The sequence below is a fragment of the Aeromonas sp. FDAARGOS 1414 genome (assembly GCF_019047065.1).
Lineage (GTDB): Bacteria > Pseudomonadota > Gammaproteobacteria > Enterobacterales > Aeromonadaceae > Aeromonas > Aeromonas veronii_A.
Window position 1 is genome coordinate 801,531 of sequence record NZ_CP077210.1, and the last position, 25,637, is coordinate 827,167.

The 25,637-nt window shown below is 59.5% G+C and carries 20 protein-coding genes; 8 read left to right on the forward strand and 12 right to left on the reverse strand.

Going from position 1 to position 25,637, the window contains the following annotated elements; genetic code table 11:
- Positions 1-159 precede the first annotated feature (159 nt).
- The 3 genes from I6L44_RS03630 to I6L44_RS03640 are packed head-to-tail and all read left to right on the forward strand — an operon-like array spanning position 160 to position 5,271.
- Positions 160-2,244 (forward strand): OmcA/MtrC family decaheme c-type cytochrome, encoded by a 2,085-nt coding sequence (locus I6L44_RS03630; RefSeq protein ID WP_216953318.1) that lies wholly within the window; start codon positions 160-162, stop codon positions 2,242-2,244.
- Between the two features lie 55 nt (positions 2,245-2,299).
- On the forward strand, positions 2,300-3,274 hold the full coding sequence (locus I6L44_RS03635) for a DmsE family decaheme c-type cytochrome (protein ID WP_216953319.1): 975 nt from the start codon (positions 2,300-2,302) through the stop codon (positions 3,272-3,274).
- Between the two features lie 11 nt (positions 3,275-3,285).
- Positions 3,286-5,271: an MtrB/PioB family decaheme-associated outer membrane protein gene (locus I6L44_RS03640; RefSeq protein WP_216953320.1), complete on the forward strand. Its 1,986-nt coding sequence runs from the start codon at positions 3,286-3,288 to the stop codon at positions 5,269-5,271.
- 391 nt (positions 5,272-5,662) lie between these two features.
- On the opposite strand, the gene I6L44_RS03645 is transcribed toward I6L44_RS03640, so the two are convergent.
- The 8 genes from I6L44_RS03645 to I6L44_RS03680 all read right to left on the reverse strand — a co-directional run bounded on the left by I6L44_RS03645 (position 5,663) and on the right by I6L44_RS03680 (position 11,999).
- Complete coding sequence (locus tag I6L44_RS03645; protein ID WP_216953321.1) at positions 5,663-6,418, reverse strand: ABC transporter substrate-binding protein; 756 nt, start codon at positions 6,416-6,418, stop codon at positions 5,663-5,665.
- 127 nt (positions 6,419-6,545) lie between these two features.
- Positions 6,546-7,301 (reverse strand): ABC transporter substrate-binding protein, encoded by a 756-nt coding sequence (locus I6L44_RS03650; RefSeq protein ID WP_216953322.1) that lies wholly within the window; start codon positions 7,299-7,301, stop codon positions 6,546-6,548.
- 120 nt (positions 7,302-7,421) lie between these two features.
- Complete coding sequence (locus I6L44_RS03655; RefSeq protein ID WP_216953323.1) at positions 7,422-8,168, reverse strand: ABC transporter substrate-binding protein; 747 nt, start codon at positions 8,166-8,168, stop codon at positions 7,422-7,424.
- Positions 8,169-8,239: 71 nt separating this feature from the next.
- A complete protein-coding gene (locus I6L44_RS03660) occupies positions 8,240-8,758 on the reverse strand; it encodes a GDYXXLXY domain-containing protein (RefSeq protein ID WP_216953324.1) in 519 nt (172 codons plus the stop codon).
- Positions 8,755-9,759 (reverse strand): DUF4401 domain-containing protein, encoded by a 1,005-nt coding sequence (locus tag I6L44_RS03665; protein WP_216953325.1) that lies wholly within the window; start codon positions 9,757-9,759, stop codon positions 8,755-8,757. Before I6L44_RS03665 ends, I6L44_RS03660 begins: the two co-directional genes overlap by 4 nt.
- Positions 9,752-10,690, reverse strand: a complete 939-nt coding sequence (locus I6L44_RS03670; RefSeq protein WP_216953326.1) for a DUF2157 domain-containing protein — start codon at positions 10,688-10,690, stop codon at positions 9,752-9,754. The genes I6L44_RS03665 and I6L44_RS03670 overlap by 8 nt, the downstream gene beginning before the upstream one ends.
- Before the next feature lie 162 nt (positions 10,691-10,852).
- Positions 10,853-11,410: a TMEM165/GDT1 family protein gene (locus tag I6L44_RS03675; RefSeq protein ID WP_005346773.1), complete on the reverse strand. Its 558-nt coding sequence runs from the start codon at positions 11,408-11,410 to the stop codon at positions 10,853-10,855.
- 259 nt (positions 11,411-11,669) lie between these two features.
- Positions 11,670-11,999: a translation initiation factor gene (locus I6L44_RS03680; RefSeq protein ID WP_216953327.1), complete on the reverse strand. Its 330-nt coding sequence runs from the start codon at positions 11,997-11,999 to the stop codon at positions 11,670-11,672.
- Positions 12,000-12,118: 119 nt separating this feature from the next.
- Here I6L44_RS03680 and I6L44_RS03685 point away from each other — a divergent pair, with 119 nt between their 5' ends.
- From I6L44_RS03685 to I6L44_RS03695, 3 genes are all read left to right on the forward strand, one after another.
- The gene (locus I6L44_RS03685) at positions 12,119-12,346 is read left to right on the forward strand and encodes a FeoA family protein (protein ID WP_005337384.1); all 228 of its coding nucleotides are present in this window, start codon (positions 12,119-12,121) and stop codon (positions 12,344-12,346) included.
- Between the two features lie 129 nt (positions 12,347-12,475).
- On the forward strand, positions 12,476-14,746 hold the full coding sequence (gene feoB / locus I6L44_RS03690) for a Fe(2+) transporter permease subunit FeoB (RefSeq protein WP_216953328.1): 2,271 nt from the start codon (positions 12,476-12,478) through the stop codon (positions 14,744-14,746).
- Complete coding sequence (locus I6L44_RS03695) at positions 14,743-14,982, forward strand: FeoC-like transcriptional regulator (protein WP_005350974.1); 240 nt, start codon at positions 14,743-14,745, stop codon at positions 14,980-14,982. The genes feoB and I6L44_RS03695 overlap by 4 nt, the downstream gene beginning before the upstream one ends.
- A gap of 99 nt (positions 14,983-15,081) precedes the next feature.
- Here I6L44_RS03695 and I6L44_RS03700 read toward each other — a convergent pair whose 3' ends face one another.
- Complete coding sequence (locus tag I6L44_RS03700) at positions 15,082-15,732, reverse strand: DUF2913 family protein (protein ID WP_216953329.1); 651 nt, start codon at positions 15,730-15,732, stop codon at positions 15,082-15,084.
- A 98-nt stretch (positions 15,733-15,830) separates the two neighbouring features.
- Positions 15,831-17,126, reverse strand: a complete 1,296-nt coding sequence (locus tag I6L44_RS03705) for a DEAD/DEAH box helicase (RefSeq protein ID WP_216953330.1) — start codon at positions 17,124-17,126, stop codon at positions 15,831-15,833.
- A gap of 286 nt (positions 17,127-17,412) precedes the next feature.
- Between I6L44_RS03705 and I6L44_RS03710 the strand changes: the two genes are divergently transcribed.
- Positions 17,413-17,991, forward strand: coding sequence for an O-methyltransferase (locus I6L44_RS03710; protein ID WP_113738658.1), 579 nt, complete (start codon positions 17,413-17,415; stop codon positions 17,989-17,991).
- 74 nt (positions 17,992-18,065) lie between these two features.
- Here the strand turns inward: I6L44_RS03710 and I6L44_RS03715 are convergent, their stop codons facing one another.
- Complete coding sequence (locus tag I6L44_RS03715) at positions 18,066-19,481, reverse strand: FAD-dependent oxidoreductase (RefSeq protein WP_005346752.1); 1,416 nt, start codon at positions 19,479-19,481, stop codon at positions 18,066-18,068.
- A 12-nt stretch (positions 19,482-19,493) separates the two neighbouring features.
- Positions 19,494-23,951, reverse strand: coding sequence for a glutamate synthase large subunit (gene gltB / locus I6L44_RS03720; protein ID WP_216953331.1), 4,458 nt, complete (start codon positions 23,949-23,951; stop codon positions 19,494-19,496).
- A 611-nt stretch (positions 23,952-24,562) separates the two neighbouring features.
- On the opposite strand from gltB, the gene I6L44_RS03725 reads away from it, so the two are divergent.
- A complete protein-coding gene (locus tag I6L44_RS03725) occupies positions 24,563-25,492 on the forward strand; it encodes a TIGR01212 family radical SAM protein (RefSeq protein ID WP_216953332.1) in 930 nt (309 codons plus the stop codon).
- Positions 25,493-25,637 lie beyond the last annotated feature (145 nt).

Below are 25,637 nucleotides of genomic sequence, written 5' to 3' on the forward strand. Positions count from 1 at the left end.
CTTCTGTCAACGTCGAGAGCCACATAAACCTTATAATTCGAGTGGAAATGGTTTTTGACCAAGGTGGGGCTCAAAAGGCTTCAATGTTGCATGTTTTTGGGACTTTTCTGAGACAGCTCATACATGAAATAAAAAATCCGATAAAAAAGGATAAACAAGATGAAATACTGGAAAGCGCTGGTGGCAGCTGCAATGGTGCTCACCCTCTCGGCCTGTGGTGGCGGGGGGGATGGCAGTGACAAGAGTGAGCCACCCACCCCTCCTCCAGGAACCCCTGGATCTCTGATTATCTCGGCGTCGACACCGGTTCTCACCCCGGATGGTCAGCTCTCGGTACAGTTCAACGTGACGGACAAACAGGGCTCGGGTTACGACCTAGGCGCTACGATCCCCTCATTCACCCTCAACAAGGTGATCCCCGGCCGCGATGCCACACGTGAAGACCCGGCCATCTGGAAGAGTTTTATCTACCGTTCCGGCAAAGCCACCAGTGAAAACAGCGGCAAGCTGGAGTCACTGGGCAATGGGCAATATCGCTACACCTTTGCTATTAACCCCACCACAGTGTCGGATCCCTATCCTGCTGATTCACAGAGCAACAATGGCGTGATTAGTTGGGATGAAACGGCGACTCATCGTGTGGGTATCTTTTTTGGTGGCAGTAACAATGTCCCCGTCACCAACTATGTGCTGGACTGGGTGCCGGCTGGGACGCGCGCCGCTTTGACCCGGGATATCGTGGATCAGAGCAGTTGTAACAGTTGTCACATGAAGCAAGCGATCAAACACGCGGATCGCGCTGACCCCAAACTCTGTGTCACCTGTCACAACGAGAGCAATCCGGCCATTGCTACCCGCCGCTCTCTGACGACCATAGTGCACAAGTACCATGGCAATCTGGATAGTACGGATACCAAGACGGTCAGCCACTTCCCGCAAGACTCGCGCAACTGCGATACCTGTCACAAGGACGCCACGCCAGCCACCCTCAATGCCGGTAACTGGCAACATGCCCAGGAAAAAGCGTGTGGTGCCTGTCATGCCGATTCAACCAGCTCCACAGGTTTTGATGCTCACATCACTGGCAAGATAAACAGTGGCGCAGTCTGCACCCAGTGCCATGGCGCTGATCCGGCCAGCAGCAAGTCCCCCTACATGGTCCACCTGGGTTACATGGCCAACGAGGCGATTGGACGCGACAAGCTGCAGTTCACGTTCGATGACGTTCGCTATGCCGCTCCCAATATCGAGATCGAACTGACCGTCACCGTCGACGGTACGCCGGCCGAGAGCGTTAATGACGTGCTGAAATATGTCAAAGATGGCAATCCGGCCATTCTGGTCAATTGGGATCAGGGCCAGGGATTCGAGCTGGCCACCACCAACCCGCAGACTTTCGCCACTGGCAACAAGATCGAGTTCAGCAAGTGTGTCAGCCAGGGCACAGGTCGCTTCCTGTGCAGCAAAGAGACAGGCAACGAGGTCAATGGCACCCTGGCCGCGACCATCGCCGATCTGAGAGTCTGTGTGGCGCGTAAAGCCGATCGCAACGGGGCGTTTGCCGCAGGGGATCTGCTGCCTTGCAGCAGCACTGCCAGCGCACTCTCCCTGATCGCCATCAATCCGGTCAACGCCTACTTCCGTGCCGAAGGGGGCATCGACAGTAGCTATCTGCTCAAGGCCGGAGCCGATCTCGCTTCCTGCAACAGTTGCCACAAGGAGCTGGCAGTCCACATGAGCAATCATGCGGCCAAGGATATGAGCCAGTGCACCAGTTGCCACAACGCGACCCGTACCTCGTTCTATGCGGGGGTGCCGGGGGACCTGAAATATCACGTCCACTCCTTCCACGCGCTGGGCGCCAAACATGGGGGAAGTGCTACCTTCCCGGGCGATATCAGCAACTGCGAGTCCTGTCATACCCAGGGGCAATACAACCTGCCCAACCAGCAGAACGCGCGCCCCTCTCTGGTCGCCACCACGGCTGACAACAAACAGCCCAAATACTTCAGCCCGGTGCTGGTGGTCTGCTCCAGCTGCCACCTCAAATCACCGCTGGGGTTGGTCAAGCCGGATAGCCCGGTGGCAGGGGATGAGTGGGCTACCCACATGAAGAATAACGGCGCCGTCTTTGGTGCAGAGACGATCGAAGCCGCAACCGGTGTTGAACAGTGTGCCTCTTGCCATGCCGTCGGGCAGGAGCAGGGTGTCGACAAGGTTCACAAGGTCTACGACTTCCGTTGATGAAATCCTGCGGTCAGGGGGTAACCCCTGGCCCTTCGCCGTTGAAGGAAACAAGATGAAAAAGACCATCACGCAGTGGTTATTGGCTGGCATGCTGGCCCTGAGCTGCCTGTCAGCCTGGGCCAAGAGCGATGCCGCGCAACCCGCTGGCGATGCAGATCCGCGACTCCAGATTGAATCGGCTCTGGACAAGAAATTTGACCAGGGAAAATACTCCCCGAAGGGAGCTGATACCTGCCTCAAGTGCCACGATTCAGATTCACGCAAACCCGCGACCGGCATATTCCACAGTGTGCACGGCAATCTGGGCAACCAGAATGGCCCCATGGCCGACCGGCAGTGTGAAGCTTGTCATGGTCCGGCAGGCAACCACACGCGCAATCCTCGCAAAGGAGAGAAACGGGAGCCGATGATCACCTTTGGTCCCGATTCACCTGTGCCGGTCGAGAAGCAGAACAGTGTCTGTCTCTCCTGTCATACCGATACCAACCGGATGGGCTGGCATGCCAGTGTTCATGCGGTCGAGGATCTCTCCTGTACCAGCTGCCACACATTGCACCAGGCCAAGGATCCGGTGATGGACAGCAAGAAACAGGTCGAGGCCTGCACCAGCTGCCATGCCGCAGAGAAATCGGATCTGCACAAGCGCACCAGTCATCCCATCCTGAATGGCGAAATGCCCTGCTCCAGCTGCCACAACCCGCATCAGTCACAAAATGAGGCCAGCCTGAAACAGCCAACCGTCAACGAGAGCTGTTACGAGTGCCATGCCGAGAAGCGGGGCCCCTTCCTGTGGGAGCACGAACCGGTGACCGAGGATTGCTCTCTATGCCACAGCCCCCACGGTTCCATCAATCAGGCGCTGCTCAACAAGCGCGTGCCCCAGTTGTGTCAGGAGTGTCACAGCGTCCCCCATGCCAACGTGTCCATCCCCGAGGGGGATCTCAAGGTGCGCGGCGGCAGTTGCCTGAACTGTCATAACCAGATCCACGGGACCAACCATCCGAATGGGCAGTCCCTGCGACGTTGAGGAGAGAAGTCATGAAACATTCAACACTTTGGCTCTCCTTGCTGACCATCTTCTCGGCCCATGCCACCGAGGAGCCGCTGGCTGTCGAGGATTACTCCCTGCAATCGGCCAGGGAGGCCAAAACCGCGCGCTGGCGCTGCGCATCCTGTGAAAGCGAGAGTGGCTGGTTTGGTGAGGTGGGGCTGGGGACAGGCTACATCAACGATGATGGCGCGACCCGTTTTCGCAACTGGGTGCCCGCCGCCAACGATACCGGCATGCTGGGGATCTTTAACGCTGACCTGCAGTATCGGGGAGAGGGATCCCGTTATGGCGCACTCGAGGCCAGGGATCTTGGAATGCGCCGTTTCAGCATGTCACTGGAGCAAGGGTTCTATGATGGCGCGCGCGCCAAAATTGGCTACTCCGAAACCCCCTTTTACTGGAACAGCCATGGCAAGAGTGTCTATCGCTCTGACGATGCGCCTATGGCGGCTGGTGCGCTGGCCGAATTTGACAAGGAGGTGGTCCGCAAGAAGCTGACTATGGGGCTTGCCTATACCCCCAAGAGCCCATGGCGCCCTTATGCCGATTTCTCTTATGAGAAAAAAGAGGCAACGCTGGCCACTTATCAGTCCAGCATCCCGGGGATAGGCAGCATGCCGGGCTTTGTACCCAAGCTGGTCGATGGCAGCAGTACCACCCTGGTCAAGAGTGGCATCAGCTACCTGGGTGAAGGCTGGCTGGTTGATCTGGCCTACAACGGCTCACTCTATCGCAACGAGGAGACCGCATTCTTTTTCGGTTCGGCCAGCGACCCCTATGCCAATGAGCGGGCTTACGAACCCGACAACAGCTTCCATCAGGTCAGTTTATCCGGCCAGTACAACTGGAACCGGCAGAGTCTGAGCGGTCGCATTCTCAGCAGTCGAGCAACGTCGGATGGCAATCTAGCCGCCTTCCGGCAGGTGCCGATCACCCAGAGCGATTTCCATGGCGAGATCGATACCATCCAGACCAATGCCAAATGGGTGGGGCGTTTTGGCCGGGATTTGACTCTGCGTGCCGGGGGCGAATACCGGGATCGGCAGGACAACTCGGACAAGCAGGTTGTTATTGGCAAACAACGGCAGCCGGGGGATCGTTCTCACAGTAAAGCCAATCTGGAAGCGGATTACCGCCTTAGTCGATCGGTCAAGGTAACCGGGGGTTACCAGTATCGTGCCGATGAACGGGAGTACGCGGATCGTCGCAAGACGGATGAGCAGACATTGTTCCTCAAGAGTCGCTATCGCCCGGTGGGTGATCTGCAACTGGGGGGGAAACTCTCCTGGAGCACCCGGGATGGCTCTGAGTGGAAGAATAACAATACCAATGTCAGCCCGACCTTGCGTCAGTTCTATCTGGCCAATCGTGACAGGTTCGAGCTGCGTGGCGATCTGCAGTATGCCTTCAGCGAGCAGTTAAGCTCCTCGCTGGAAGGGTGGTGGGCACGGGCAAACTATCCGGAGCCTGACATCGGACTCAGTGAAGGGGAAGACTATGGTATCGATCTGACCCTTAACCAGCAGTTTGATGAGAATCTCAGTGGCCATCTATTCAGCAATGTACAGTGGATCACCTCAAGCCAGAACCATGCTTACACCGGTGCCCCGGACTGGGATCCCTATTCGACCCGGGTTCGTGACCAAATCACTACTCTGGGAGTGGGTCTAAGCCAGAAGAAGGCGTTTGATTTGGCGCTGGAACTGGGGGTGGATTACAGCTTCTCCTATGGCCGTGGCCAGACAGATGCCAGCAAGGGTTATGACTACCCCGACCTGACCAGCAAGCAACACCGTCTGGAAGGCTATGCCCTCTATCAGCTCGACGAGAAGCAGTCACTGCGCTGGGATATGCGCTACGAGTTCTACCACGATGTGGACTACCTCTACACCGGTGAGGAGTACAGCATGGGTCATGTTAACCAGAACTATAACGGTTACTTCACCGCTATCTCCTGGCTCTACAAGTTCTAACGCCGCAAGTGCCACAAGGGGAGCCTGGCTCCCCTTTTTCATGCCCGGCACAGACACCCGAATGCGGATAGCAATTGATGCCTGGATGCCGCGAGGCATGTTGCTATCTAATTGATTTTCTATATTTCAGATCTTCCCAGCAGCTGGGTTGCATGGCGGCACTGCGACGTTAGGCCGCTGATCTTGTGTGGCGCCGAACGGGCCGATCGGGTGATGGTGGGCGACAAGTGGCGGGTGTGAATGGCGCCGTCGTGGGGCTCGATATCGAACAGCTTATCGCCCTTCACAAGGTGGCTGCTGCTGTGCTGGTACGTGGCCAGGTGAGAGCAAATGGTAAAAAGCGAAGGGGCCCGCAGCGGGCCCCTTGTTGTTGGCGCTTTTCGCTGCGCCGCTATTTGGCGGCGGGGGCAGGGAAGTATTTGCTGTGCAGCAGCGGGTATTCACTACTCGCCAGCACCTGGGTCAAGCCGGTCTGGAACTCTTTGACCAGTTCGTCGCTTACCGGATGGCTGAAGGCGAAGCAGAACTGCTCCGAGCTAAGTACCCACTGCTCCTTGAAGCGGGCGGGGTCGAGTTTTTGCTCCACGATCAGCTGTTCCATGGTGGTTTTGTTGGTGGAGACCAGATCGATCCGACCTGAGGTGAGCATCTTCAGCGCTTGTGCCAGCCGATTGGCTGCCATCAGCTTGGTCTCGTCAAAGCCGTTGTTGAGTAGCAACTGTTCTCCCACATCAGCCCGTACCGCCCCGATATTGAATGCTTTGGCATCATCGAGCTTGGTGATGGTGATATTGCGCTCGGCCAACCCTACCAGCACGATTTCGGCGTAACCAATGGGACAGGCCCATTTGAACAGAGGATCCCGCGCCTGGGTGCGGGCGGTGGAGAAGAGTACCGCATTGGGCTTTTGGGTCAGCAGGTAGTAACCGCGCGCCCAAGGCATGATGGTGATGGGCTGCGCTGGGGTATTGGTCTTTTTCCATACCAGTTGCAGCAGTTCGACCGCGAGGCCGGTGGGGGCGCCACTTGCATCGGCGTAGTTGTAGGGTTTGTACTCTTCGGTAATGTAGTGAAGCTTGGCCAGCTCGGGGCTGGCGTTGGCAAAGGAGGTAACAAGCAGTGTGGCCAACCCGATCCATGGTTTCATTTCTCTATCCTGCTCAAGGGAATACCTATGCTCAATTGTGACCAAGCCGGATGATTTCGCCAAGGCGGGTTTGCAGTTTGGCAAAAAGTGCAGGAGGCCGCCGGCATGTTGTGCTGTGTTGCGAGGGTCAGAGAGACTGGCGCAGTGGCAGGTATTTGGCTTGCAGTTGCGAAAATTGAGGGGAGGCCCGGGCACGATCCAGAGCTTGTTGAAAGCGGCTTATATCCCTGTCTGGCACCTGACGGCTAAAGGCATAGCAGAGTGGCTTGCTGTCGAGCACAAAGGCCACATTGAAGTCATTCAGATCCATGTTGAGGTCCTTGAGGGTTTGATAGCCGACCAGCTTGTTGGTAGCAAAGAGATGGGTACGGCCCGAGGCGAGCATTTTGGCCGCCTGGCTGAGACGGTTTGCCTCGACAAGGTTGCTTTCATCCAGACCCCGCTCCTGCAACAGCTGACTCGATACGGTCGAGCGCACCACCGCAATCTTGTATTGTTTCATTTGTTCGGCAGAGACAAGGGTCAGCTTGTCAGCTGCGCGGCCAAGAAGCACAAAGTCCGAGTTGTCGATGGGGCAGGCCCACTTGAAAAGCGCTTCCCGTTCGGGTGTCCGTGCGGTGGCAAACAGCACCACATTGTGCTTGCTGCTTAGTTCTTTGTAGCCGCGGGCCCACGGCAGAATGCGTATTGGTTGGGGGGAAAGGTCACTATATTGCCAGATCATCTGCAGCAGTTCGACGGCAAGGCCGGTGGGCTGACCCTCTGCGTCACTGAAGTTAAAAGGCGGGGAGATTTCGGTGCAGTATTCGAGCTTGTCCAGATCTGCACGGGCAAAGCTGGCCCACAGAAGGAGTAGGATGTGGGAGAGATGCCATTTCCGCATGGAAGAGATCCTTCACTATATCGACAATGCCAAACAGTGTGACGGCTCGAGTTCGCAATAGCCAGCTCCTTGAGGGCAACCATAGTGCGACTGAGGGACCATCCCAGCCGCAGCCGAGAGTCAGCGCACCGGCAGGTATTTGGCCTGCAATTTGCGAAACTCCTCCGAGGCGAGGGCGCGGGTCAGGCCCTGCTGAAAGAGGGTGATCTCGCTGTCAGGCACCTGACGGCTGAAGGCGTAGCAGAGCTGCTCGGCGCTCAGCACCATGGCCACGTTGAAGTCGTCGCTGCTCAGCTTCAGTTCGCGGATGGCGTCATATCCCGCCAGCTTGCTGGTGGCGAGCAGGTCGGCGCGGCCGGAGAGCAGCATCTTCAACCCCTGCGACAGGCGGTTGGCCGGGATGATGTTGTTGTCATCCATGCCGTTGTTGAGCAGCAGCTGTTCGGCTGCATCCGAGCGCACCGCGCTGATCTTGTATTGGCTCATCTGATCGAAGGCGGTCAGGGTGATGTTCCGCGCTTTGCGGCCCAGCAGTATGTATTCCGAGTAGCCGATGGGGCAGACCCACTTGAAGAGATCCTCCCGCGCCTGGGTGCGGGCGGTGGAGAAGAGCACCACGTTGGGCTTCTGGGTTAGCAAGTAATAACCTCGCGCCCAGGGCAGGATGCGCACCGGCTGGGGCGTCACGCCGCTGTGTTGCCAGATCATCTGCAGCAGATCGACCGCAAGCCCGGTGGGCTGGCCTTGCGGATCGCTGTAGTTGTAGGGGGGGTACTCTTCGGTGAGGTACTCGAGCTTGCCCAGATCAGCCCGGGCCGTCGAGGCCCAGCAGAGCAGCAACAGATGACAGATCAGCCATATCCTCATTGGGAACATCCTTAGCGATCAACCTTCCCTTGAGTGTGACCATGAACAGAGTAAATAGCCACTCACGGCCGTTACCAGCGGGCGCGGGTCTGCCCGATGGGCTGGTAGGCCTCATCCCGCAGCCCCACCAGCAGGGTCTTGCCATCGGCTTGCAGCCGGAACTCGCCGTAGCGGGCCGTTTCGTACTGCTCCCCCGTGCCCTCTTCAAAGAAGTAGGCATCGGGGCCGATCTGCCACTGCCGCTCGCTCTGGTGTACCTGCAATAGCCGCTCATCGCTGGCGAGCCGATCCGGTTTGCCATCGACCACCAGAGTGGCTACCTGATGGGCATCGAGGCGGATCACCAGGGTGTCGCTGCCCTTGTCTTGAGTCGCACGGGCGTCGCGGCTGGTCAGCTCGCGGGCAATTTCATAGTTGAGCCGCATGTAATCCCCCTGCATCAGAGAGCGGGGATCGACCGGAGCGAGCCGCAGCAGCACCACTTCGCCGCTGCTCATGGCGTACTCATAGCGCCAGACGGTGGCATTGATGCCCGCTAGGATGGCGAGGCCGCTCAGCAACAGGGCGAGCTGTCGGGTCACAGGTTTCATGAATCGCTCCTTGCCGCGAAGGTGGTGAGCAGCTGGCGGGCCCCCAGCAGCAGGATGCCGGAGCCAAGCAGCAGCCAGGATTTGGTCATCAGGGTGAGCCCCAGATCGTAGTAATAGAGCGAGCCATAGCCGAGCAGCAGCAGGGCCGAGAGGGTCATCAGCCCCAGACTGCCGGCATAAAACCCGAGGATCAGCACCAGTGCGCCTGCCCCCATGCCGGGGATAACGGCGCTGATCAGCACCAGCGGCAGGCCAAACAGCAGAGGGAGCTTGAGCTTCACCATCACCGCCAGCAGCAGGGCGGCGCAGAGCAGGGGATTGAGCCAGAGCGGCAGGCGGGACAGCCCCAGTTCGTCCAGCACGCTGCTGCCGCCATCCCACAGCGGATGGTGCAGACGGCCCAGCACCAGCAGGGAGAGGGCCAGCCCCAGCGTGATGGAGTGGTAGAGCTGGTGGCGCTCTGGATCCCTATCTGCCCGCAGCCAGCAGAAGGTGATGGCCGCCATCACCAGCGGCAGCGCCAGCAGTTGCAGCCCGATGCAAGCGAGGCCAAGGGTGAGCAGCAGGGCCGCCGCCACGCTGTGAAACAGCCGCACCAGCCAGTGATCGAACAGCACGGCGATGGCAAGGGACAGCAGGCACAACCCAAACCAGAGCAGGGCATGATGGAGATCAAGCTGATCGAGCAGGCCATAGAGCAGCCAGGCATCGGCCGCCAGGGTGAGGGCCAGCACGAACTGATCCCAGAGATCGCCGCTTTGGCTGCGATTGAGGGCGTAGGCCCCCGCCAGCAGCACGGCCCCCAGCAGCAGGGCGCTGTTGGCCTCGCGGGTCAGCTGTTCGAAGGTGAGAAACAGGAAAAAGAGCAGGAACAGGGCGGCAATCCACCCCACCAGCCCCAGCATAAAGCGGCTCGACCAGTGGGGCTGGGTATCACTGGGCTGATCCCCTTCCACCAGATTGGCCTGTTGCAGTGCTTGCCAAAGGGTCAGATCACTCATGAGACCTCCGTTGTTGTTGCAGCCAGCGGGCGGCGGTGACAGAAAGGCCGATGGCAATCAGGCTCAGCAGCAAGAAGCCGTTGATGTCGGGCTCCATCCACTTGCCCAGCGCCGCGAGGATGACGGCAATCAGGCTGAGGCACCCCATGGCGAGTCCGGCGATAAATCTGTGGTGCCACAGGGCATAGGCCGCAGCGAGCCAGCCAAGCCAGAGCGGCCACACCAGCGGGGAGGCGACATCAAACAGCGCCAGCAGGGTGAGCAGGGTGGCCCCCAGACCGGCAGCAAGGCCCGCCAGCCAGCTTGGCATCAGGCGCCAGCGGGCCGGTGCCAGCAGAAGCAGAGCCCAGAGGACAGCGTTGAGCAGGGTAAGGCACCAGCTCAATCCCTCTTCATCGAAGGTAAAGAATAACGTGAACAAACCGAGCCGCCAGTAGAGCACCAGCGCCAGCTGGCCGAGCAGCCAGCTCAAGGTCCAGAGCAGGGGGCTTTGGCCAAATGCCGCCAGCGGCACCAGCATCAGCGCCCAGGTGGCGAACAGCTGCCAGGGATCGGCGCCAGTCTGGTAGGTCTGACCCACCAGCGCCAGCAGGGCGCCGATATTGAGGGCGATGGCGAGCAGCAGCGCCTGACGGGGGGTATCCCCCAGCGGTTTGCGCCACAGCAGAAGCAGCATGGCGAGCAGCGGCACCTCCAGCAGGGCGAGGCGGGAGACCCGGCCCAGCTCTTGCCAGTTGAAGGCGACGAAGAAAATAAGGCCAGCCCCGATGCAGAGGGCACCGAGCCAGAGCAACAGCCGGTCAAACAGCCACTGCCAGCGCGCCGGATGAGGGGGAAGATCGGCGAGGGTCAGGGCGTCCACCAGCTTCTCTGGCGCCAGCCGTCCCTGTTTGACCCATTCGAGAAGCGTCTCTCTTGATACGTTGTGCATGGGGGACTCCGCGAGGTTTGCCCCATTATGGCATGAGGCACCCGCAACCGTGCACTGCCCCTTGGCTCTGCGGATGGTGGTTGCGACAGCGGGTTACGCAATAGACACAGCAGTAAACAAAAAGCCCTCCACAGGGGAGGGCTTGAGCAGCGGAAAAGGCGATCAGGCAAAGATCAGAGTGCTCACCCCAAGGCCGACGAAGAGGATGGCGCAGGCGATGCGGATCCCCTTGAGCGGCAGCTTGTCTGCCCCCAGCTTGCCGATCAGCACCACAGGCACGTTGGCCAGCATCATGCCGAGGGTGGTCCCGGTAATGACCTGTACCAGCGAGTCATATTTGGCGGCCAGCAATACGGTGGCGATCTGGGTCTTGTCACCGATCTCGGCAATAAAGAAGAGCACGAAGGTGGCCATAAAGGGGCCGTATTTATCCAGCGGGCTCTCCTCGTCATCCATCTTGTCCGGCACCAAAATCCAGATAGCCATGGCGATAAAGGCGATGGCGACCAGCCAGGTCATTATCTTGGGATCGAGCCAGCGGCTGATGAACTCACCAATCCAGGCAGCGCCCGCATGGTTGAGCAAGGTAGCCGCCAGCATGCCGGCAATGATGGGCCAGGGCTTGCGAAAACGGCAGATGAGCAGCAACGCCAACAGCTGGGTTTTATCACCGATTTCGGCAATGGCAACGCTGAGGGTTGAGGTTAACAAGGCTTCCATAAAAATGACCGGGGGACGGAATTGTTATAAACCAAAGACAAGCCTGCGCCATCCGTCCCCGGTATTGGCACTGGCCCGTCAAAGGTCTTGTCAAATCCATGGCTGGCATGGATCACCCTGACCATGGTGATTTGGCACCAAGTATGTTGATCAGGGTCGCAAACCGGTATTCATGCAATGGATGGCACCGGTGTGCGAGACTACTCCCCCTCGATGGGAGCGGGCATTCTAGGGAAAAACCGCATGAGTGACAAGGGGATCAGCCACCCACCAGCTTGACGCTGAAACCGGCTTTCTCCAGCTCGGTTTTGATCAGGTCCCGTTTATCCCCCTGGATCTCGATCACTCCCTCCTTGATACCGCCTCCGGTGCCGCACTTTTTCTTGAGCAGGGTGGCCAGGGATTTTTGCTGATCGGCGGGTACGCCATGAATGGTGATCACCCCGGCACCCTTGCGCCCCTTGGTCTCGCGGCGAATGCGCACGGTGCCGTCGGTGGGGAAGGGGGAGGCGGATTGGGGAGCGCTCTGCTCCTTGATAATGCCGCCATCTGTGCTGTAAACGAGGCGGCTGTTGTTGTCGTGACTCATGGCAATACTTTATGGGTTAGCTAAGCGGAGTTTGATTTTACTCAAATAAAAGTTGAAGACACAGCTTATAATGCCCCAAGTAAAAGCGAATTATTATTGTTTAACTTCAGGAGTCAGTCATGGTACTCACGCAGTTGTCACCGGGACAGAGTGCTCGCATCAAGAATATGAATCAGCTCGCCCGGCCGCTGCGCCGCAAACTGATGGTGATGGGCCTGTTGCCCCAGACTGAAGTCATCTATCTGCGCTCCGCCCCCCTGGGGGACCCGCTCCAGATCCAGTGCCAGGGGATCTGTCTCTCCATGCAAAAGAGTCTGGCCCAGCAAATAGAAGTCGAGCCGGTATAACCCCCTGCTCGGCTACCGCTCTGGTCAAGAAACGTCACCGGGAGCGGTTCAGAGACAAGAAGTCGAACCTGCAAAGCGGCTTGCCACACGCACGCGGCGGGTTCAGAAGATAATAGAGGTAGAGCTGGTATGAATTATTCCCTGGTAACGGTAGGTAACCCCAATAGCGGCAAGACCTCCCTGTTCAACGCCCTGACCGGCGCCCGCCAGCAGGTAGGCAACTGGAGTGGTGTCACCGTCGACAAGAAGATGGGTGAGTTCAGCGCGGGTGAACATCACTTCAAGCTGATGGATCTGCCCGGCATCTATAGCCTGGCCAGTCAGGATGGCAGTCTCGACGAGCAGATCGCCAGCCGCTTTGCCCAGGGCCAACAACCCGACCTGCTGCTCAACGTCATCGACGCCGCCAATCTGGAGCGCTCCCTCTACCTCACGCTGCAACTGCGCGAACTGGGCCTGCCGATGGTGGTGGTGCTCAACAAGCTGGATATCCTGCAAAAGCGCCGCATCGTCATCGACGAGAGCAAGCTCGGCAAATCCCTCGGTTGCCCGGTGGTGGCCCTCTCTGCCCACAACAGCAAGCAGGTTGCCGCCTTCAAGCAGCAGATCCGGCAGTTTATCGGTCAGCCGCAAGCCGCCTTGCAGCTCGATTACGGCCACGCGCTTGAAACCGATCTGGCGGAGCTGGAGACTCTGCTCGCCCCGCATCACCTCACTGCTCGTGGTCGCGCCCTGCGCCTGCTGGAAGAGGATGCGGTGATGCAGGAGACCCTGCTGCCCGGTCAGCAGGCGGCCGCAGCTAATGTAGTGGCTCGCGCCCATCAGGGACAGGATATCGACCTGCAACTGGCAGATATTCGCTACGGCCATATTCACCAGTGGGTACAACAGGCTCGTCAGCAGAAGGGCAAGCTCACCGAGGCCCAGAGCGAGTGGCTGGATCGGGTGCTGCTCAATCGCTGGATTGGCATCCCCTTCTTCCTGTTTGTCATGTACCTGATGTTCCTGTTTGCCATTAACGTCGGCAGCGCCTTTATCGACTTCTTCGACATCATGGGCGGCGCCCTGTTTGTCGATGGGGTGCACCACCTGCTGGGGCTGGTCAATGCCCCCGAGTGGCTGGGCGCCATTCTGGCGGACGGCTTTGGCGTTGGCTTGCAGACGGTGGCCACCTTTATTCCGGTGATTGGCTGCCTCTATCTGTTCCTCGCGGTGCTGGAGAGCTCCGGCTATCTGGCCCGTGCCGCCTTCGTGGTGGATGCCCTGATGCGCCGCCTCGGCCTGCCGGGCAAGGCGTTCGTGCCGATGCTGATGGGCTTTGGTTGTACCGTCCCCTCGGTGATGGCGACCCGTACCCTCAACTCCGAGCGGGAGCGGCTGATGACCTCCGCCATGGCCCCCTTCATGTCGTGCGGTGCCCGTCTGCCGGTTTACGCCCTGTTTGCGGTGGCTTTCTTCCCCGAGTCTGGCCAGAACCTGGTGTTCGGTCTCTACCTCATCGGCATTCTGGTGGCGGTGCTCACCGGCCTGTTGCTGCGTAGCACCCTGCTGCCGGGCAAGAGCGACTCCATGCTGATGGAGATGCCGGATTACGAGTGGCCGCGTCCGGTCAACGTTGCCATCAAGACCTGGCAGAAGCTTAAATCCTTCGTCTTTGGCGCAGGTAAAACCATCGTGCTGGTGGTCGCCGTGCTGAGCGTGCTCAATTCGCTCGGTACCGATGGCAGCTTTGGCCATCAGGAGCAGGAGAGCTCGGTCCTGAGCAAGATAAGCCAGGCGGTGACCCCGGTGCTGCACCCCATCGGTGTACGCGATGACAACTGGCAGGCCACGGTCGGTATCGTCACCGGTATCTTCGCCAAAGAGGCGGTGGTCGGTACCCTCAACAGCCTCTACGCCGGTGGTGGCGATGCAGAGGAGGAGAGCGAGTTCTCGCTGGTGGCCAGTTTCCACGAGGCGATCGATGCCGTGGCGGCCAATCTGGCGGAGATCAACCCGAGCGACCCCATGGGACTTGATGTTGGCAACCTCGACGACCAGAAAGCTGCCGCCGAGGCGCAGGAGGTGGATGTCTCCACCTACGGCAACATGCAGACCCACTTCGACGGGGCGGCCGGTGCCTTTGCCTACCTCTTGTTCGTGCTGCTCTACATGCCTTGCGCCGCCGCCATGGGCGCGCTGGTGCGGGAAACCGGTCGTCAGTGGGCGCTGATGACGGCGGTATGGTGCAACTATATGGCCTTTATGTGCGCGACCCTCTTCTATCAGGTGGCGACCTTCGCCGCTCATCCGGAGCAGAGCCTGTTCTGGATCGTCAGCTACGGCCTCTCTCTGGTACTGCTCTGGTGGGCCGGTCGCCGTCACGGTGACATCGTTGCCCGCAAGGTGGTGACCTTATGATCCTGCGCGAGCTGGGGGATTACCTCGCCGCGCAGCAGAAGGTGAGCCGGCGTGATCTGGCTCGCCACTTCCACACCTCGGAAGATGCGGTGGAGGCCATGCTCGGCGTCTGGATGCGCAAGGGGCGGGTCATCAAGCGTGAAAGCCGTGTCTGTGGTGGCAGTTGCTGCGGCAAGAGCGAGGAGGTGATGTTCGAGTGGTGTGACGCGGGCCAGATTGGCATCAAGATCCGCTGAACGACTACCAGACCTCATCACCAAACATCGAACAATAAAAAACGGCAGGCCCTGCATTAAATGAGGGTCTGCCGTTTTTATTGCTGCAACATGGCGGGATCAGGCGCTCTGGCGGGCTTCGCCCAGCAGTGCCAGCGCCGGTTGGGCGTTGTCTGGCATCAGCCGGTAGGCCTTGTGGTGTTTGACCAGGGAGGTTTTCTTGTTGCCCTGGCTCAGCAGCAGGCCGTGCTTGAAGGCCGCCTCGGCCAGCACCTTCTCGTCACCGCGCACATAGAGGGTGAGGGGGTTGACAAGCTCACCGTCCTCGATATGGCCTGCATATTCGCTGTGGCTTACCACCAGACTCGCCTGACCGCCAGATTGCAGGCGCAGCTTGGCATTCACCTCGCTCTCGGTCAGCACCAGCCAGCCTGCCGTTGCCAGCTCCTCCAGCAGGGCCGCCAGCTTGGCCCCCAGTTGCTGCGGATTGGTCATGGCGCACTGGTACTGGAAGGCGATGCGCTCCAGCAATCCCTTGAGATCGGCGCCCGCACCCAGCGTGCGGCCAAGCTGCACCCACGCTTTCAAATCTTCCATCACCAGACGGGAGAAGCGCTTCTCCTTGAGGGAGTCGGCCATCCAGGTGCAGAGAAAGTGGCTCTCTTGGGCCGGAGTGCGCTTGCCCGCCTTTTGTTCGGCGGTGCGGGCCAGTTCGGCCAGGCTCTGGGTGGCCATCTCGAGCAGGGCCTGATTGTAGGTAGGAGAGGTCATAAGCAATCCTTGAGTTGACCACCAGGGGCCAACACCGATGACAGAGATGGCAAAGGCGCCAGTGGCGCCTTTGCGGTTCAATAGAGCAACTGCCCGCCTTATTTCGGCTGACGGGGCTTCTTGGCTGCAGCCAGACGCTTGAGGCGCTGACCCTGCAGCTTGGCTTCGGCCATCACCTGGGCAACGGCGTTATCTTCACGCTGCGGACGCTTGCCGAAGCGGCGACGCTCCTGCAGCTGTTTGATCAGCTCGTCACGGCTGCTCACCTCATAGCCCGGCACCATGATGCGACGGATCTTCTGGCCGATCAGGGCCTCGATCTCCAGCAGGGTGCGCTCCTCTTCACGGCTGACGAAGGAGATGGCCATGCCGCGCTTGCCGGCACGACCGGTACGGCCGATGCGGTGCACGTAATCTTCCGCCAGGAACGGCAGATCATAGTTGACCACGTATTCCAGATCCGGAATGTCCAGACCACGGGCGGCCACTTCGGTGGCGACCAGTACCCGTACCTTGCCTTCCATGAATTCGCGCAGGGCGCGGCGACGGTTGCCCTGGGCCTTCTCGCCATGGACAACGGCGGACTTGATGCCGTCGAGGTTCAGCTCCTCGACCAGCACATCACAGCTCTCGCGGGTACTGGCGAACACCAGTACCTGCTGCCAGTTCTGCTTGCCAATCAGCTCTGAGAGCAGCTCGCGCTTGCGCTTCTGCTCGACCGGATAGACGGTGTGGCTGACGGTGTCGGCGGTGGAGTTCTGCTTGTTGACGCTGACGATCTGCGGTCTGTCCAGCATCAGGTTGGCCAGCTTCTTCACCGCGTCGGAGAAGGTGGCGGAGAAGAGCAGGTTTTGACGGGTCTTGTTGACCGCTTGCAGGAGCTTCTGCACATCGGCACTGAAGCCCATGTCGAGGATGCGATCCGCTTCATCCATCACCAGACACTCGACGCCGGAGAGGCTGAGGTTGCAGGCGGTGAGGTGCTCCAGCAGACGGCCCGGGGTGGCCACAATGATGTGAGCGCCCGCTTTGAGCTTCTTGGCCTGCACGTCCTGCTTGCCACCGCCGACGATGGTGATGGTGGTGATATCGAGATACTTGGCGAAGTCATTGATGTTGCTCGCCACCTGAGCCGCCAGCTCGCGGGTCGGGGTCAGGATCAGCACACGGGCGTTGGAAGGCTGGACCGGAGCCGGATTGTCTACCAGACGCTGCAAGATGGGCAGGGCGAAGGCGGCGGTCTTGCCGGTACCGGTCTGGGCGCTGGCCAGCACATCGCGGCCACGGCGAATGGCCGGGATCGCCTGTTGCTGCACAGGGGTCATCTCCTGATAACCGCAATCTGAGACAGCACGCAAAATCTCGGGGGCAAAATCGAACGATTCAAATCTCATAATGGGTTCCTGTGTTCCAGCTGGGCTGTGTTTGGCTTGGTTAGCTCGGCATGAGCGAGACGGAGGTTGTAACCACCGACGGCTGCGCCTGACATCAAGTCAGAGAGTGAGCCGGAAAATGGCGGGCGCGAAGTGTAACAGATAGACGTCACAAATTCTGCCTCAAATGGTTGTCCTTTTCTCATCCTTTGTGGTGTGAATGGCGGTTGAAAGCAATCATTTGACTCCCAAATGCCAAGCTTAGATGCGTGGCTAACGGTTTTGGGCAAGGACGAAAGGGATATCGATGGAACTGGAACAGTTAAAACGCCAGCTGGAGCAGCTTGGCGAGCGCAATGACAGCATGCAGCAGGCTCGCCACCGCAAGTTGCTCAATATCACCCGCGACACGGGGGAGTTGCTGTCAGTATTGGTGCAGACCCGTGGGGCGCAGGCGGTGCTGGAGATCGGCACCTCCAATGGTTACTCCACACTCTGGCTGGCAGAAGCGGTGCGTCGGTTGGAGGGGCACGTGACCACCATTGAGCTGGATGAGGATAAGCGCGTGTTGGCCCATGACAACTTTCAGCAGGCAGAGTTGGCCCCCTGGGTAACCTTGCTGGCAGGGGATGCGGGCGAGCTGTTACCGACCTTGCCGCAAGCCGGCTATCAGCTCATCTTCCTCGATTCGGATCGTCAGCACTACCGGGCATGGTGGCCACAGATCCGCCGCCTGCTGGCACCCCGTGGCCTGCTGGTGGTCGATAACGCCATCTCCCATCGCAGCGAGATGGTGGAGTGGATGAACGAGGTCGGGCAGGATCCGGCCTTTGCCACCTCGCTGGTGCCGGTCGGCAAGGGGGAGTGGCTGGTGGTGCGTTTGTAGGGGTAGCTACAAAAAATCAGCCCCGCATTGGCGGGGCTGATTGTGAAAGCTCATCATGGCCTTGGCCGGTCGGATTAGACCGCCAGATAGTCCATGATCCCTTCGGCTGCCTTGCGCCCTTCGTAGATGGCGGTCACCACCAGATCGGAGCCACGTACCGCATCGCCACCGGCGAACACCTTGGGATTGCTGGTCTGGAAGGCGTATTCCGCCTGCTCGCGGGCCTTGATGCGATCCCGGTTGTCGAGCTCGATGCCGAACTCCGCCATCCAGGGTTGGGGGTTGGGCTGGAAGCCAAACGCCATCACTACCGCATCGGCGGCCAACACCTGCTCGGAGCCCTCGATGACCACCGGATTGCGGCGGCCATTGGCATCGGGTTCACCCAGCTCGGTGCTCACTACCTTGATGCCGACGGTGCGACCGCTGGCATCCAGCTCGACCGCTACCGGTTGCAGGTTGAACATGAACTCGACCCCCTCCTCGCGGGCGTTTTTCACCTCCCGCTTGGAGCCCGGCATGTTTTCCTCGTCGCGGCGATAGGCGCAGATCACCTTGGCAGCCCCCTGACGGATGGCGGTACGCACGCAGTCCATGGCGGTATCACCACCGCCCAGCACCACCACCTGCTTGCCGGCGAAGTCGATGTAGTCGGCTTGTGCCTTCTCGAAGCCCAGCAAGCGGTTGGCGTTGGCGATGAGGTAGGGCAGGGCGTCATAGACTCCCGGCGCCTCTTCGTTGGCAAAGCCGCCCTTCATGTACTTGTAGGTGCCGACCCCGAGGAAGACCGCATCGAACTCGCCGAGCAGGTCGGCGAAGGTGATGTCCTTGCCAACTTCGGTCTCGAGACGAAACTCCACACCCATCCCCTGGAAGATCTCGCGGCGACGCTGCATCACCTCTTTTTCCAGCTTGAAGGAGGGGATGCCGAAGGTGAGCAGGCCGCCAATTTCGGGATATTTGTCAAACACCACCGGGGTGACGCCGTTGCGTGCCAGCACGTCGGCACAGGCAAGACCCGCAGGGCCGGCACCAATGACGGCGACCCGTTTGCCGGTCTTGACCACGTTCGAGAGATCGGGCTTCCAGCCCATCTCGAACGCCTTGTCGGTGATGTACTTTTCGATATTGCCGATGGTCACCGCGCCGAAGCGATCGTTGAGGGTGCAGGAGCCCTCGCACAGGCGATCCTGCGGGCAGACCCGACCGCACACTTCCGGCAGGCTGTTGGTCTGGTGGGATAGCTCCACCGCCTCCAGAATGCGCCCCTCTTTGGCCAGTTTTAGCCAGTTGGGGATGTAGTTGTGGACCGGACACTTCCACTCGCAATAGGGGTTGCCGCACTCGAGGCAGCGATCCGCCTGCATCTGTACCTGCGGCTGATTGAAGGACTCGTAGATCTCCACAAACTGGATTTTGCGGATCTTGAGCGGCTTCTTGGGCGGGTCGACCCGCTGGACATCGATAAACTGAAATACGTTCTGGCTCATAGGGTTCCCTCCTTATTGCGCCTGGATTCTGAGTTCTGCACTGGAACGGCTGGTGTGACCCAGCAGCGATTTCACGTCGCTGGACTTGGGTTTGATCAGCCTGAACTTGGGCACATAGGAGTCGAAGTTGGCCAGGATCTCCTCGGCGCGCGAGCTGCCGGTCTCATTGAGGTGCGCCGTGATGATGCCGCGCAGGTGCTCCTGATGGATGGCGAGATCCGCCACGTCCAGCAGTTCCACCAGCTCGGGGTTGGTGCGCTTGGCGAAGTTGCCGCACTCGTCGAGCACGTAGGCAAAGCCGCCGGTCATGCCCGCCGCGAAGTTGACGCCGGTCTGACCGAGCACGGTGACGATGCCGCCAGTCATATATTCACAACCGTTGTCGCCAATCCCCTCGACTACCGCCAGAGCACCGGAGTTGCGCACCGCGAAACGCTCGCCGGCAGTGCCCGCGGCGTAGAGTTTGCCGCCGGTGGCGCCGTAGAGGCAGGTGTTGCCGATGATGGCCGCCTCATGGGATTTGAACGCCACGCCGACATGGGGCTTGATCACCAGCTTGCCGCCGGTCATCCCCTTGCCCACGTAGTCGTTGGCATCGCCAGTGAGGATCATCTCAAGGCCACCTGCGTTCCAGACGCCGAAGCTCTGGCCTGCGGTGCCGTTGAAGTGCACCTTGACCGGATCGGCCGCCATCCCCTGATTGCCGTGCCGTTTGACGATTTCGCCCGAGAGGCGCGCACCCACCGAGCGGTCGGTGTTGCGAATGTCGTAGCGGAACTCGCCGCCGCTTGAGGTTTCCACCGCTTCCAGCAGATCTTCCACCATTTTCAGGTTGAGCGGCCCCTTGTCGAAGGTGGGGTTGTGCTGCTGGCTGAACAGGCTGGAGCCTGCCGGCGCAACCGGACGGGCCAGAATGCCGGAGAGATCCAGCTTGGCCTGACGGGCGGTGAGGCCGGGCAGGGCTTCCAGCAGATCGGTGCGGCCAATGAGGTCGGTCAGCTGGGTGACGCCGAGCTGAGCCATCAGCTCGCGGGTCTCCTCGGCGATGAACTTGAAGTAGTTCATCACCATCTCCGGCAGGCCGGTGAAGTGCTCGCGACGCAGCTTCTCATCCTGAGTGGCAACGCCGGTGGCGCAGTTGTTCAGGTGGCAGATCCGCAGGTATTTGCAACCGAGCGCCACCATGGGGCCGGTGCCAAAGCCGAAGCTCTCGGCGCCGAGGATGGCCGCCTTGATGATGTCCAGACCGGTCTTGAGACCGCCATCCACCTGCAGCCGCACCTTGTGGCGCAGACCGTTGGCGACCAGCGCCTGCTGGGTTTCAGCCAGACCCAGCTCCCACGGGGAACCGGCATATTTGACCGAGGTGAGGGGGCTCGCGCCAGTGCCGCCGTCATAACCTGAGATGGTGATGAAGTCGGCATAGGCCTTGGCCACGCCGCAGGCAATGGTGCCAACGCCGGGTTCGGAGACCAGTTTCACCGACACCAGACAGCTCGGGTTGATCTGCTTGATGTCGAAGATGAGCTGGGCCAGATCCTCGATTGAGTAAATGTCGTGGTGCGGCGGCGGCGAGATCAGGGTCACGCCGGGCACGGAATAACGCAGCTGGGCGATCTGGGCGGTGACCTTGTCACCGGGCAGCTGGCCACCTTCGCCAGGCTTGGCACCTTGAGCCACCTTGATCTGCACCACATCTGCGTTCATCAGGTAGTGAGGGGTGACGCCAAAGCGGCCGGAAGCCACCTGCTTGATGCGGGAGTTCTTCTCGGTACCGAAACGCTTGGGATCCTCGCCCCCTTCACCGGAATTGCTCTGACCACCTAGGCGGTTCATGGCGACAGCCAGCGCTTCGTGGGCCTCAGGGCCGAGGGCACCGATGGACATGGCGGCGGAGTCAAAGCGGGGGAACAGCTTGTCGGCCGGCTCAACCTGATCCAGTGCGACCGGATTGTCGACCTTCTTCAGGGCCAGCAGATCACGCAGGGTAGAGACCGGGCGTTCGTTGACCAGACGGGCGTACTCCTTGTAATCGGCATAGTTGCCGGAGCGCACCGCGGTTTGCAGGGTCTGCACCACATCCGGGTTGTAGGTGTGGTACTCGCCGCCGTGAACGAACTTGAGCAGGCCGCCGTGGGCGAGGGGCTTGCGGGCCAGCCACGCCTGACGGGCCAGCTTGAGCTGATCCTGCTGGATGTCGGCAAAGTCGGCGCCCTGAATACGGCTCGATACGCCACGGAAACAGGTCTCGACCACGGCTTTGGCCAGACCCACCGCTTCAAACAGCTGGGAGCAGCGGTAGCTGGCGACCGTGCTGATGCCCATCTTGGACATCACCTTGTAGAGCCCCTTGTTGATGCCGTTGCGGTAGTTGACCATCGCCTGGCGCAGGGGCATGGCGAGCACACCCTCTTCAACCTGTTTGGCCAGGGTTTCGTAGGCGAGATAGGGGTAGATGGCGGTCGCGCCAAAGCCCAGCAGCACCGAGAAGTGGTGCGGATCACGCACACTCGCGGTTTCCACCAGAATGTTGGCGTCACAGCGCAGGTTGTTGTCCACCAGAGTACGCTGCACCGCACCCACTGCCATAGCGGCCGGGATGGGCAGGGTGTCGGCGCTGATATCGCGGTCCGACAGCACCAGCAGCACGGTACCGCTCCTGGCGGCAGCCTTGGCCTCCTCGCAGATGCGCAAGATGGCCGCTTCCAGCCCCTCTTCGGGCTTGAAGTTGAGGCTGATCACCTTGTGCCGGTAGTACTCTCCCTCCAGTGCCAGCAGCTGGTGGAAGTCGGAGTAGAGCAGGATCGGTGACTGGAACAGCACCCGGTGGGCGTGGCCAAAGGTCTCGTTGAAGACGTTCTGCTCGCGACCGATACAGGTGGCGAGAGACATGACGTGGTTTTCCCGCAGCGGATCGATGGGCGGGTTGGTCACCTGTGCAAACATCTGGCGGAAGTAGTCATAAAGGGTGCGAGCGCTGGAAGAGAGTACCGCCATAGGGGTGTCATCCCCCATGGAGCCCACCGCTTCCTGACCATTTTCACCGAGAACCCGGATGATCTGATCCAGCTCCTCGAAGGAGTAGCCAAACAGCTTCTGATAGGTTTTCAGCTGCTCATCGGAGAATTCGCGGCTACCGGTCTGGCTGTCGTCCATCTGCTCGAAGGGGACCAGCCGGCGGCAATGTTTATCCATCCACTGCTTGTAGGTGTGACGGTTCTTGAGGTCGTCATCGATCTCGAAGCTGGTCCACACCTTGCCGTTGCTGGTATCCACCACGAACAGCTCGCCCGGGCCGACCCGGCCTTTCTCCAGCACTTCGTCCGGGGTGTAGTCCCAGGTGCCAACTTCTGAGGCGAGGGTGATGAACTTGTCCTTGGTGATGACGTAGCGGGCCGGACGCAGACCGTTGCGATCAAGTGCGCAGGTGGCGTAGCGACCGTCGGTCATGACGATACCAGCGGGGCCATCCCACGGCTCCATGTGCATGGAGTTGAAGTCGTAGAAGGCGCGCAGGTCGTCATCCATGTTCGGGTGCTTTTGCCATGCTGGCGGGATCAACAGGCGCATGGCGCGGAACAGGTCCATGCCACCGGCGAGGAAGAGATCCAGCATGTTGTCGAGGCTGGAGGAGTCCGATCCCGTGGTGTTGACGAAGGGGGCCGCTTCCTGCAAATCGGGAATGAGCGGCGTCGCAAACTTGTAACTGCGTGCCTTGGCCCACTGGCGGTTGCCGGCGATGGTGTTGATCTCGCCGTTGTGAGCCAGATAGCGGAACGGCTGGGCCAGCGGCCAGCGCGGGCTGGTGTTGGTGGAGAAACGCTGGTGGAAGACGCAGATGGCCGCCTGCATACGGATGTCGGCGAGATCCAGATAGAAGCGCGGCAAGTCCACCGGCATGCACAGTCCTTTATAGACGGTGACCAGATTGGAGAGGCTGACCACATAGAAGTAGTCGTCGTTGACGCGCTTTTCGATGCGGCGGCGCACGATATAGAGGCGGCGCTCGAGATCCTTGTCGACCCAGCCGGGCGGGGCGTTGACAAAGACCTGTTCAATGCTGGGCAGGGAGGCTTTTGCGATAGTACCCAGTACGTTGGTATCGACGGGCACCTTGCGCCAGCCGACCAGACTCAGGGTCTCTTTTTCCAGCTCTTCGTCGATGATATCGCGGGTCTGCTGTGCCAATACGGGGTCGGGGTTGAGAAACAGCATGCCGACCGCATAGTTGCGGCCAAGGTGCCATCCCTTCTCCTCGGCGACAGCTCTGAAGAAGCTGTCCGGTTTTTGCAGCAGCAGACCGCAACCATCGCCGGTCTTGCCATCGGCGGAGATCCCGCCGCGGTGCTGCATGCGAGCCAATGCTGACATCGCGAGACGGACAAGCTTGTGGCTGGCTTCCCCTTCCATGTGGGCCAACAGGCCGAAGCCACAGTTATCCCTCTCCAGCTTTGGATCATATAGTGACATTGCATTTCTCCCTTGCTCGGCCTTGTATCGCACAGTCATCACCTGACTGCATAAATTGCGATTGGCTCTTGTGGTTCCGTCTGCCTGACGTGGCGAATCTCCAAACTAATGGGATTTTCTGGCGAGGTCAATCGCAGGTCAGGTTTGTCTTCATGGTTACATTCGCATAACAAAATGTCGGGTTAGGGGGATTAGCTCGCAGTTATGAAGTATTTATTCTACGTAGTTTGATTTTGTTGGTTAAATATATCGCCATTGACGGGCTCAATGGTGTGCTCGGCGACGATGGGCGAATGTAGTAATTTTACCAACCCGATGTGGCCGACAGCGGAAGGGATCACATTTTCAATATCCCATGCTTGCAATTGTGTGCTGTCGGATCTCTTTGAATTTTTCATTGTTCAACAGTGGGTTATCAGGTCTCATTTTCATATGGATGTTTACTGTTTGAATCGTCAAAGAACTGTAAAAATCCTTTTTTTGCGCTTTTTCTCTATATTTATTCAAAATTGGTCGGGTATTTATATGTTTTACCCTCTCCGCTAGCTTGATCCAGCTCAGCCCCTGTTTTGCGCAAGCTCGTACAATGGCGCTCCTTTAGCGGAGGTGTCATGCAGTTACACGAACTCGTCAATACATTCGGTCAGGATCTCAAGCAGCGTCACGGTCAGAAGATCCACAAACTCTCCATCCACGGGGCCTTCACCTGCCCGAACCGTGACGGCACCCTGGGCCGTGGTGGCTGCACCTTCTGCAACGTATCCTCTTTTGCCGACGAGTCGGCCCAACAACTCTCAGTGGTGCAACAACTGCTGGCTCGCCGGGACGAAGTCACCCGTGCCAAGCGCTATCTTGCCTATTTTCAGGCCTATACCAGCACCTATGCCGAGGTCGAATATCTGCAGCGGATGTATGAAGAGGCGCTGTCGGTGAGCGATATGGTGGGGCTCTGTGTGGGCACTCGCCCCGATTGCGTGCCGGATGCGGTGCTGGATCTGTTGGCGGGCTATCAGGCCCGGGGCTACGAGGTGTGGCTGGAGCTCGGGCTGCAAAGCGCCAACGACAAGACTCTGCAACGGATCAACCGCGGCCACGGTTATGCCGCCTATGAGGATGCGGTAAGACGTGCCCATCAGCGCGGCATCAAGGTATGTGCTCATCTGATCGTCGGCCTGCCGGGCGAGGTGTCGATGGACAGCCTCGATACCCTGCATCGTATCGTTGGGACCGGTGTTGAGGGGATCAAGCTGCATCCGCTTCATGTGGTAGAGGGCAGTACTCTTGGCAAAGCGTGGCAAGCTGGGCGGCTTGAGGTATTGACGCTGGAGCAGTATGTGGAAGCCGCTGTCGCCATGATCCAGCACACACCACCCGAGGTGGTGTATCACCGGATTTCGGCATCGGCGCGCCGCCCAACCCTGCTTGCTCCCGCCTGGTGCGAGAATCGCTGGACTGCGATGGCGGACATTGCACGAGCACTCTCCTTGAGTGGCCCTCAGGGTCATGCACTGGGAAGACCCTTCATACTTCCTGACCTATAATTGAGTTCGTAATTATTATTTTCACGTAAAACATAGGGTTATATAAAAAGTTCATACCATAAACTATAGTTTTGGTACCTGCAGGTTGATATAGTGATGCGCCACAATAAATGCCATTATCAATTAACACCTCCATTTACCTGAG

What these genes read in the sequence shown, in the direction of transcription:
- I6L44_RS03695 (WP_005350974.1), top strand. Translation starts at nt 14,743, where the DNA reads ATGATCCTGCGCGAGCTGGGGGATTACCTCGCCGCGCAGCAGAAGGTG.
- I6L44_RS03650 (WP_216953322.1), bottom strand. Translation starts at nt 7,301, where the DNA reads ATGCGGAAATGGCATCTCTCCCACATCCTACTCCTTCTGTGGGCCAGC.
- I6L44_RS03665 (WP_216953325.1), bottom strand. Translation starts at nt 9,759, where the DNA reads ATGAGTGATCTGACCCTTTGGCAAGCACTGCAACAGGCCAATCTGGTG.
- I6L44_RS03640 (WP_216953320.1), top strand. Translation starts at nt 3,286, where the DNA reads ATGAAACATTCAACACTTTGGCTCTCCTTGCTGACCATCTTCTCGGCC.
- gltB (WP_216953331.1), bottom strand. Translation starts at nt 23,951, where the DNA reads ATGTCACTATATGATCCAAAGCTGGAGAGGGATAACTGTGGCTTCGGC.
- I6L44_RS03705 (WP_216953330.1), bottom strand. Translation starts at nt 17,126, where the DNA reads ATGAGATTTGAATCGTTCGATTTTGCCCCCGAGATTTTGCGTGCTGTC.
- I6L44_RS03630 (WP_216953318.1), top strand. Translation starts at nt 160, where the DNA reads ATGAAATACTGGAAAGCGCTGGTGGCAGCTGCAATGGTGCTCACCCTC.
- I6L44_RS03635 (WP_216953319.1), top strand. Translation starts at nt 2,300, where the DNA reads ATGAAAAAGACCATCACGCAGTGGTTATTGGCTGGCATGCTGGCCCTG.
- I6L44_RS03710 (WP_113738658.1), top strand. Translation starts at nt 17,413, where the DNA reads ATGGAACTGGAACAGTTAAAACGCCAGCTGGAGCAGCTTGGCGAGCGC.
- I6L44_RS03645 (WP_216953321.1), bottom strand. Translation starts at nt 6,418, where the DNA reads ATGAAACCATGGATCGGGTTGGCCACACTGCTTGTTACCTCCTTTGCC.
- I6L44_RS03670 (WP_216953326.1), bottom strand. Translation starts at nt 10,690, where the DNA reads ATGCACAACGTATCAAGAGAGACGCTTCTCGAATGGGTCAAACAGGGA.
- I6L44_RS03660 (WP_216953324.1), bottom strand. Translation starts at nt 8,758, where the DNA reads ATGAAACCTGTGACCCGACAGCTCGCCCTGTTGCTGAGCGGCCTCGCC.
- I6L44_RS03685 (WP_005337384.1), top strand. Translation starts at nt 12,119, where the DNA reads ATGGTACTCACGCAGTTGTCACCGGGACAGAGTGCTCGCATCAAGAAT.
- I6L44_RS03680 (WP_216953327.1), bottom strand. Translation starts at nt 11,999, where the DNA reads ATGAGTCACGACAACAACAGCCGCCTCGTTTACAGCACAGATGGCGGC.
- I6L44_RS03675 (WP_005346773.1), bottom strand. Translation starts at nt 11,410, where the DNA reads ATGGAAGCCTTGTTAACCTCAACCCTCAGCGTTGCCATTGCCGAAATC.
- feoB (WP_216953328.1), top strand. Translation starts at nt 12,476, where the DNA reads ATGAATTATTCCCTGGTAACGGTAGGTAACCCCAATAGCGGCAAGACC.
- I6L44_RS03715 (WP_005346752.1), bottom strand. Translation starts at nt 19,481, where the DNA reads ATGAGCCAGAACGTATTTCAGTTTATCGATGTCCAGCGGGTCGACCCG.
- I6L44_RS03655 (WP_216953323.1), bottom strand. Translation starts at nt 8,168, where the DNA reads ATGAGGATATGGCTGATCTGTCATCTGTTGCTGCTCTGCTGGGCCTCG.
- I6L44_RS03725 (WP_216953332.1), top strand. Translation starts at nt 24,563, where the DNA reads ATGCAGTTACACGAACTCGTCAATACATTCGGTCAGGATCTCAAGCAG.
- I6L44_RS03700 (WP_216953329.1), bottom strand. Translation starts at nt 15,732, where the DNA reads ATGACCTCTCCTACCTACAATCAGGCCCTGCTCGAGATGGCCACCCAG.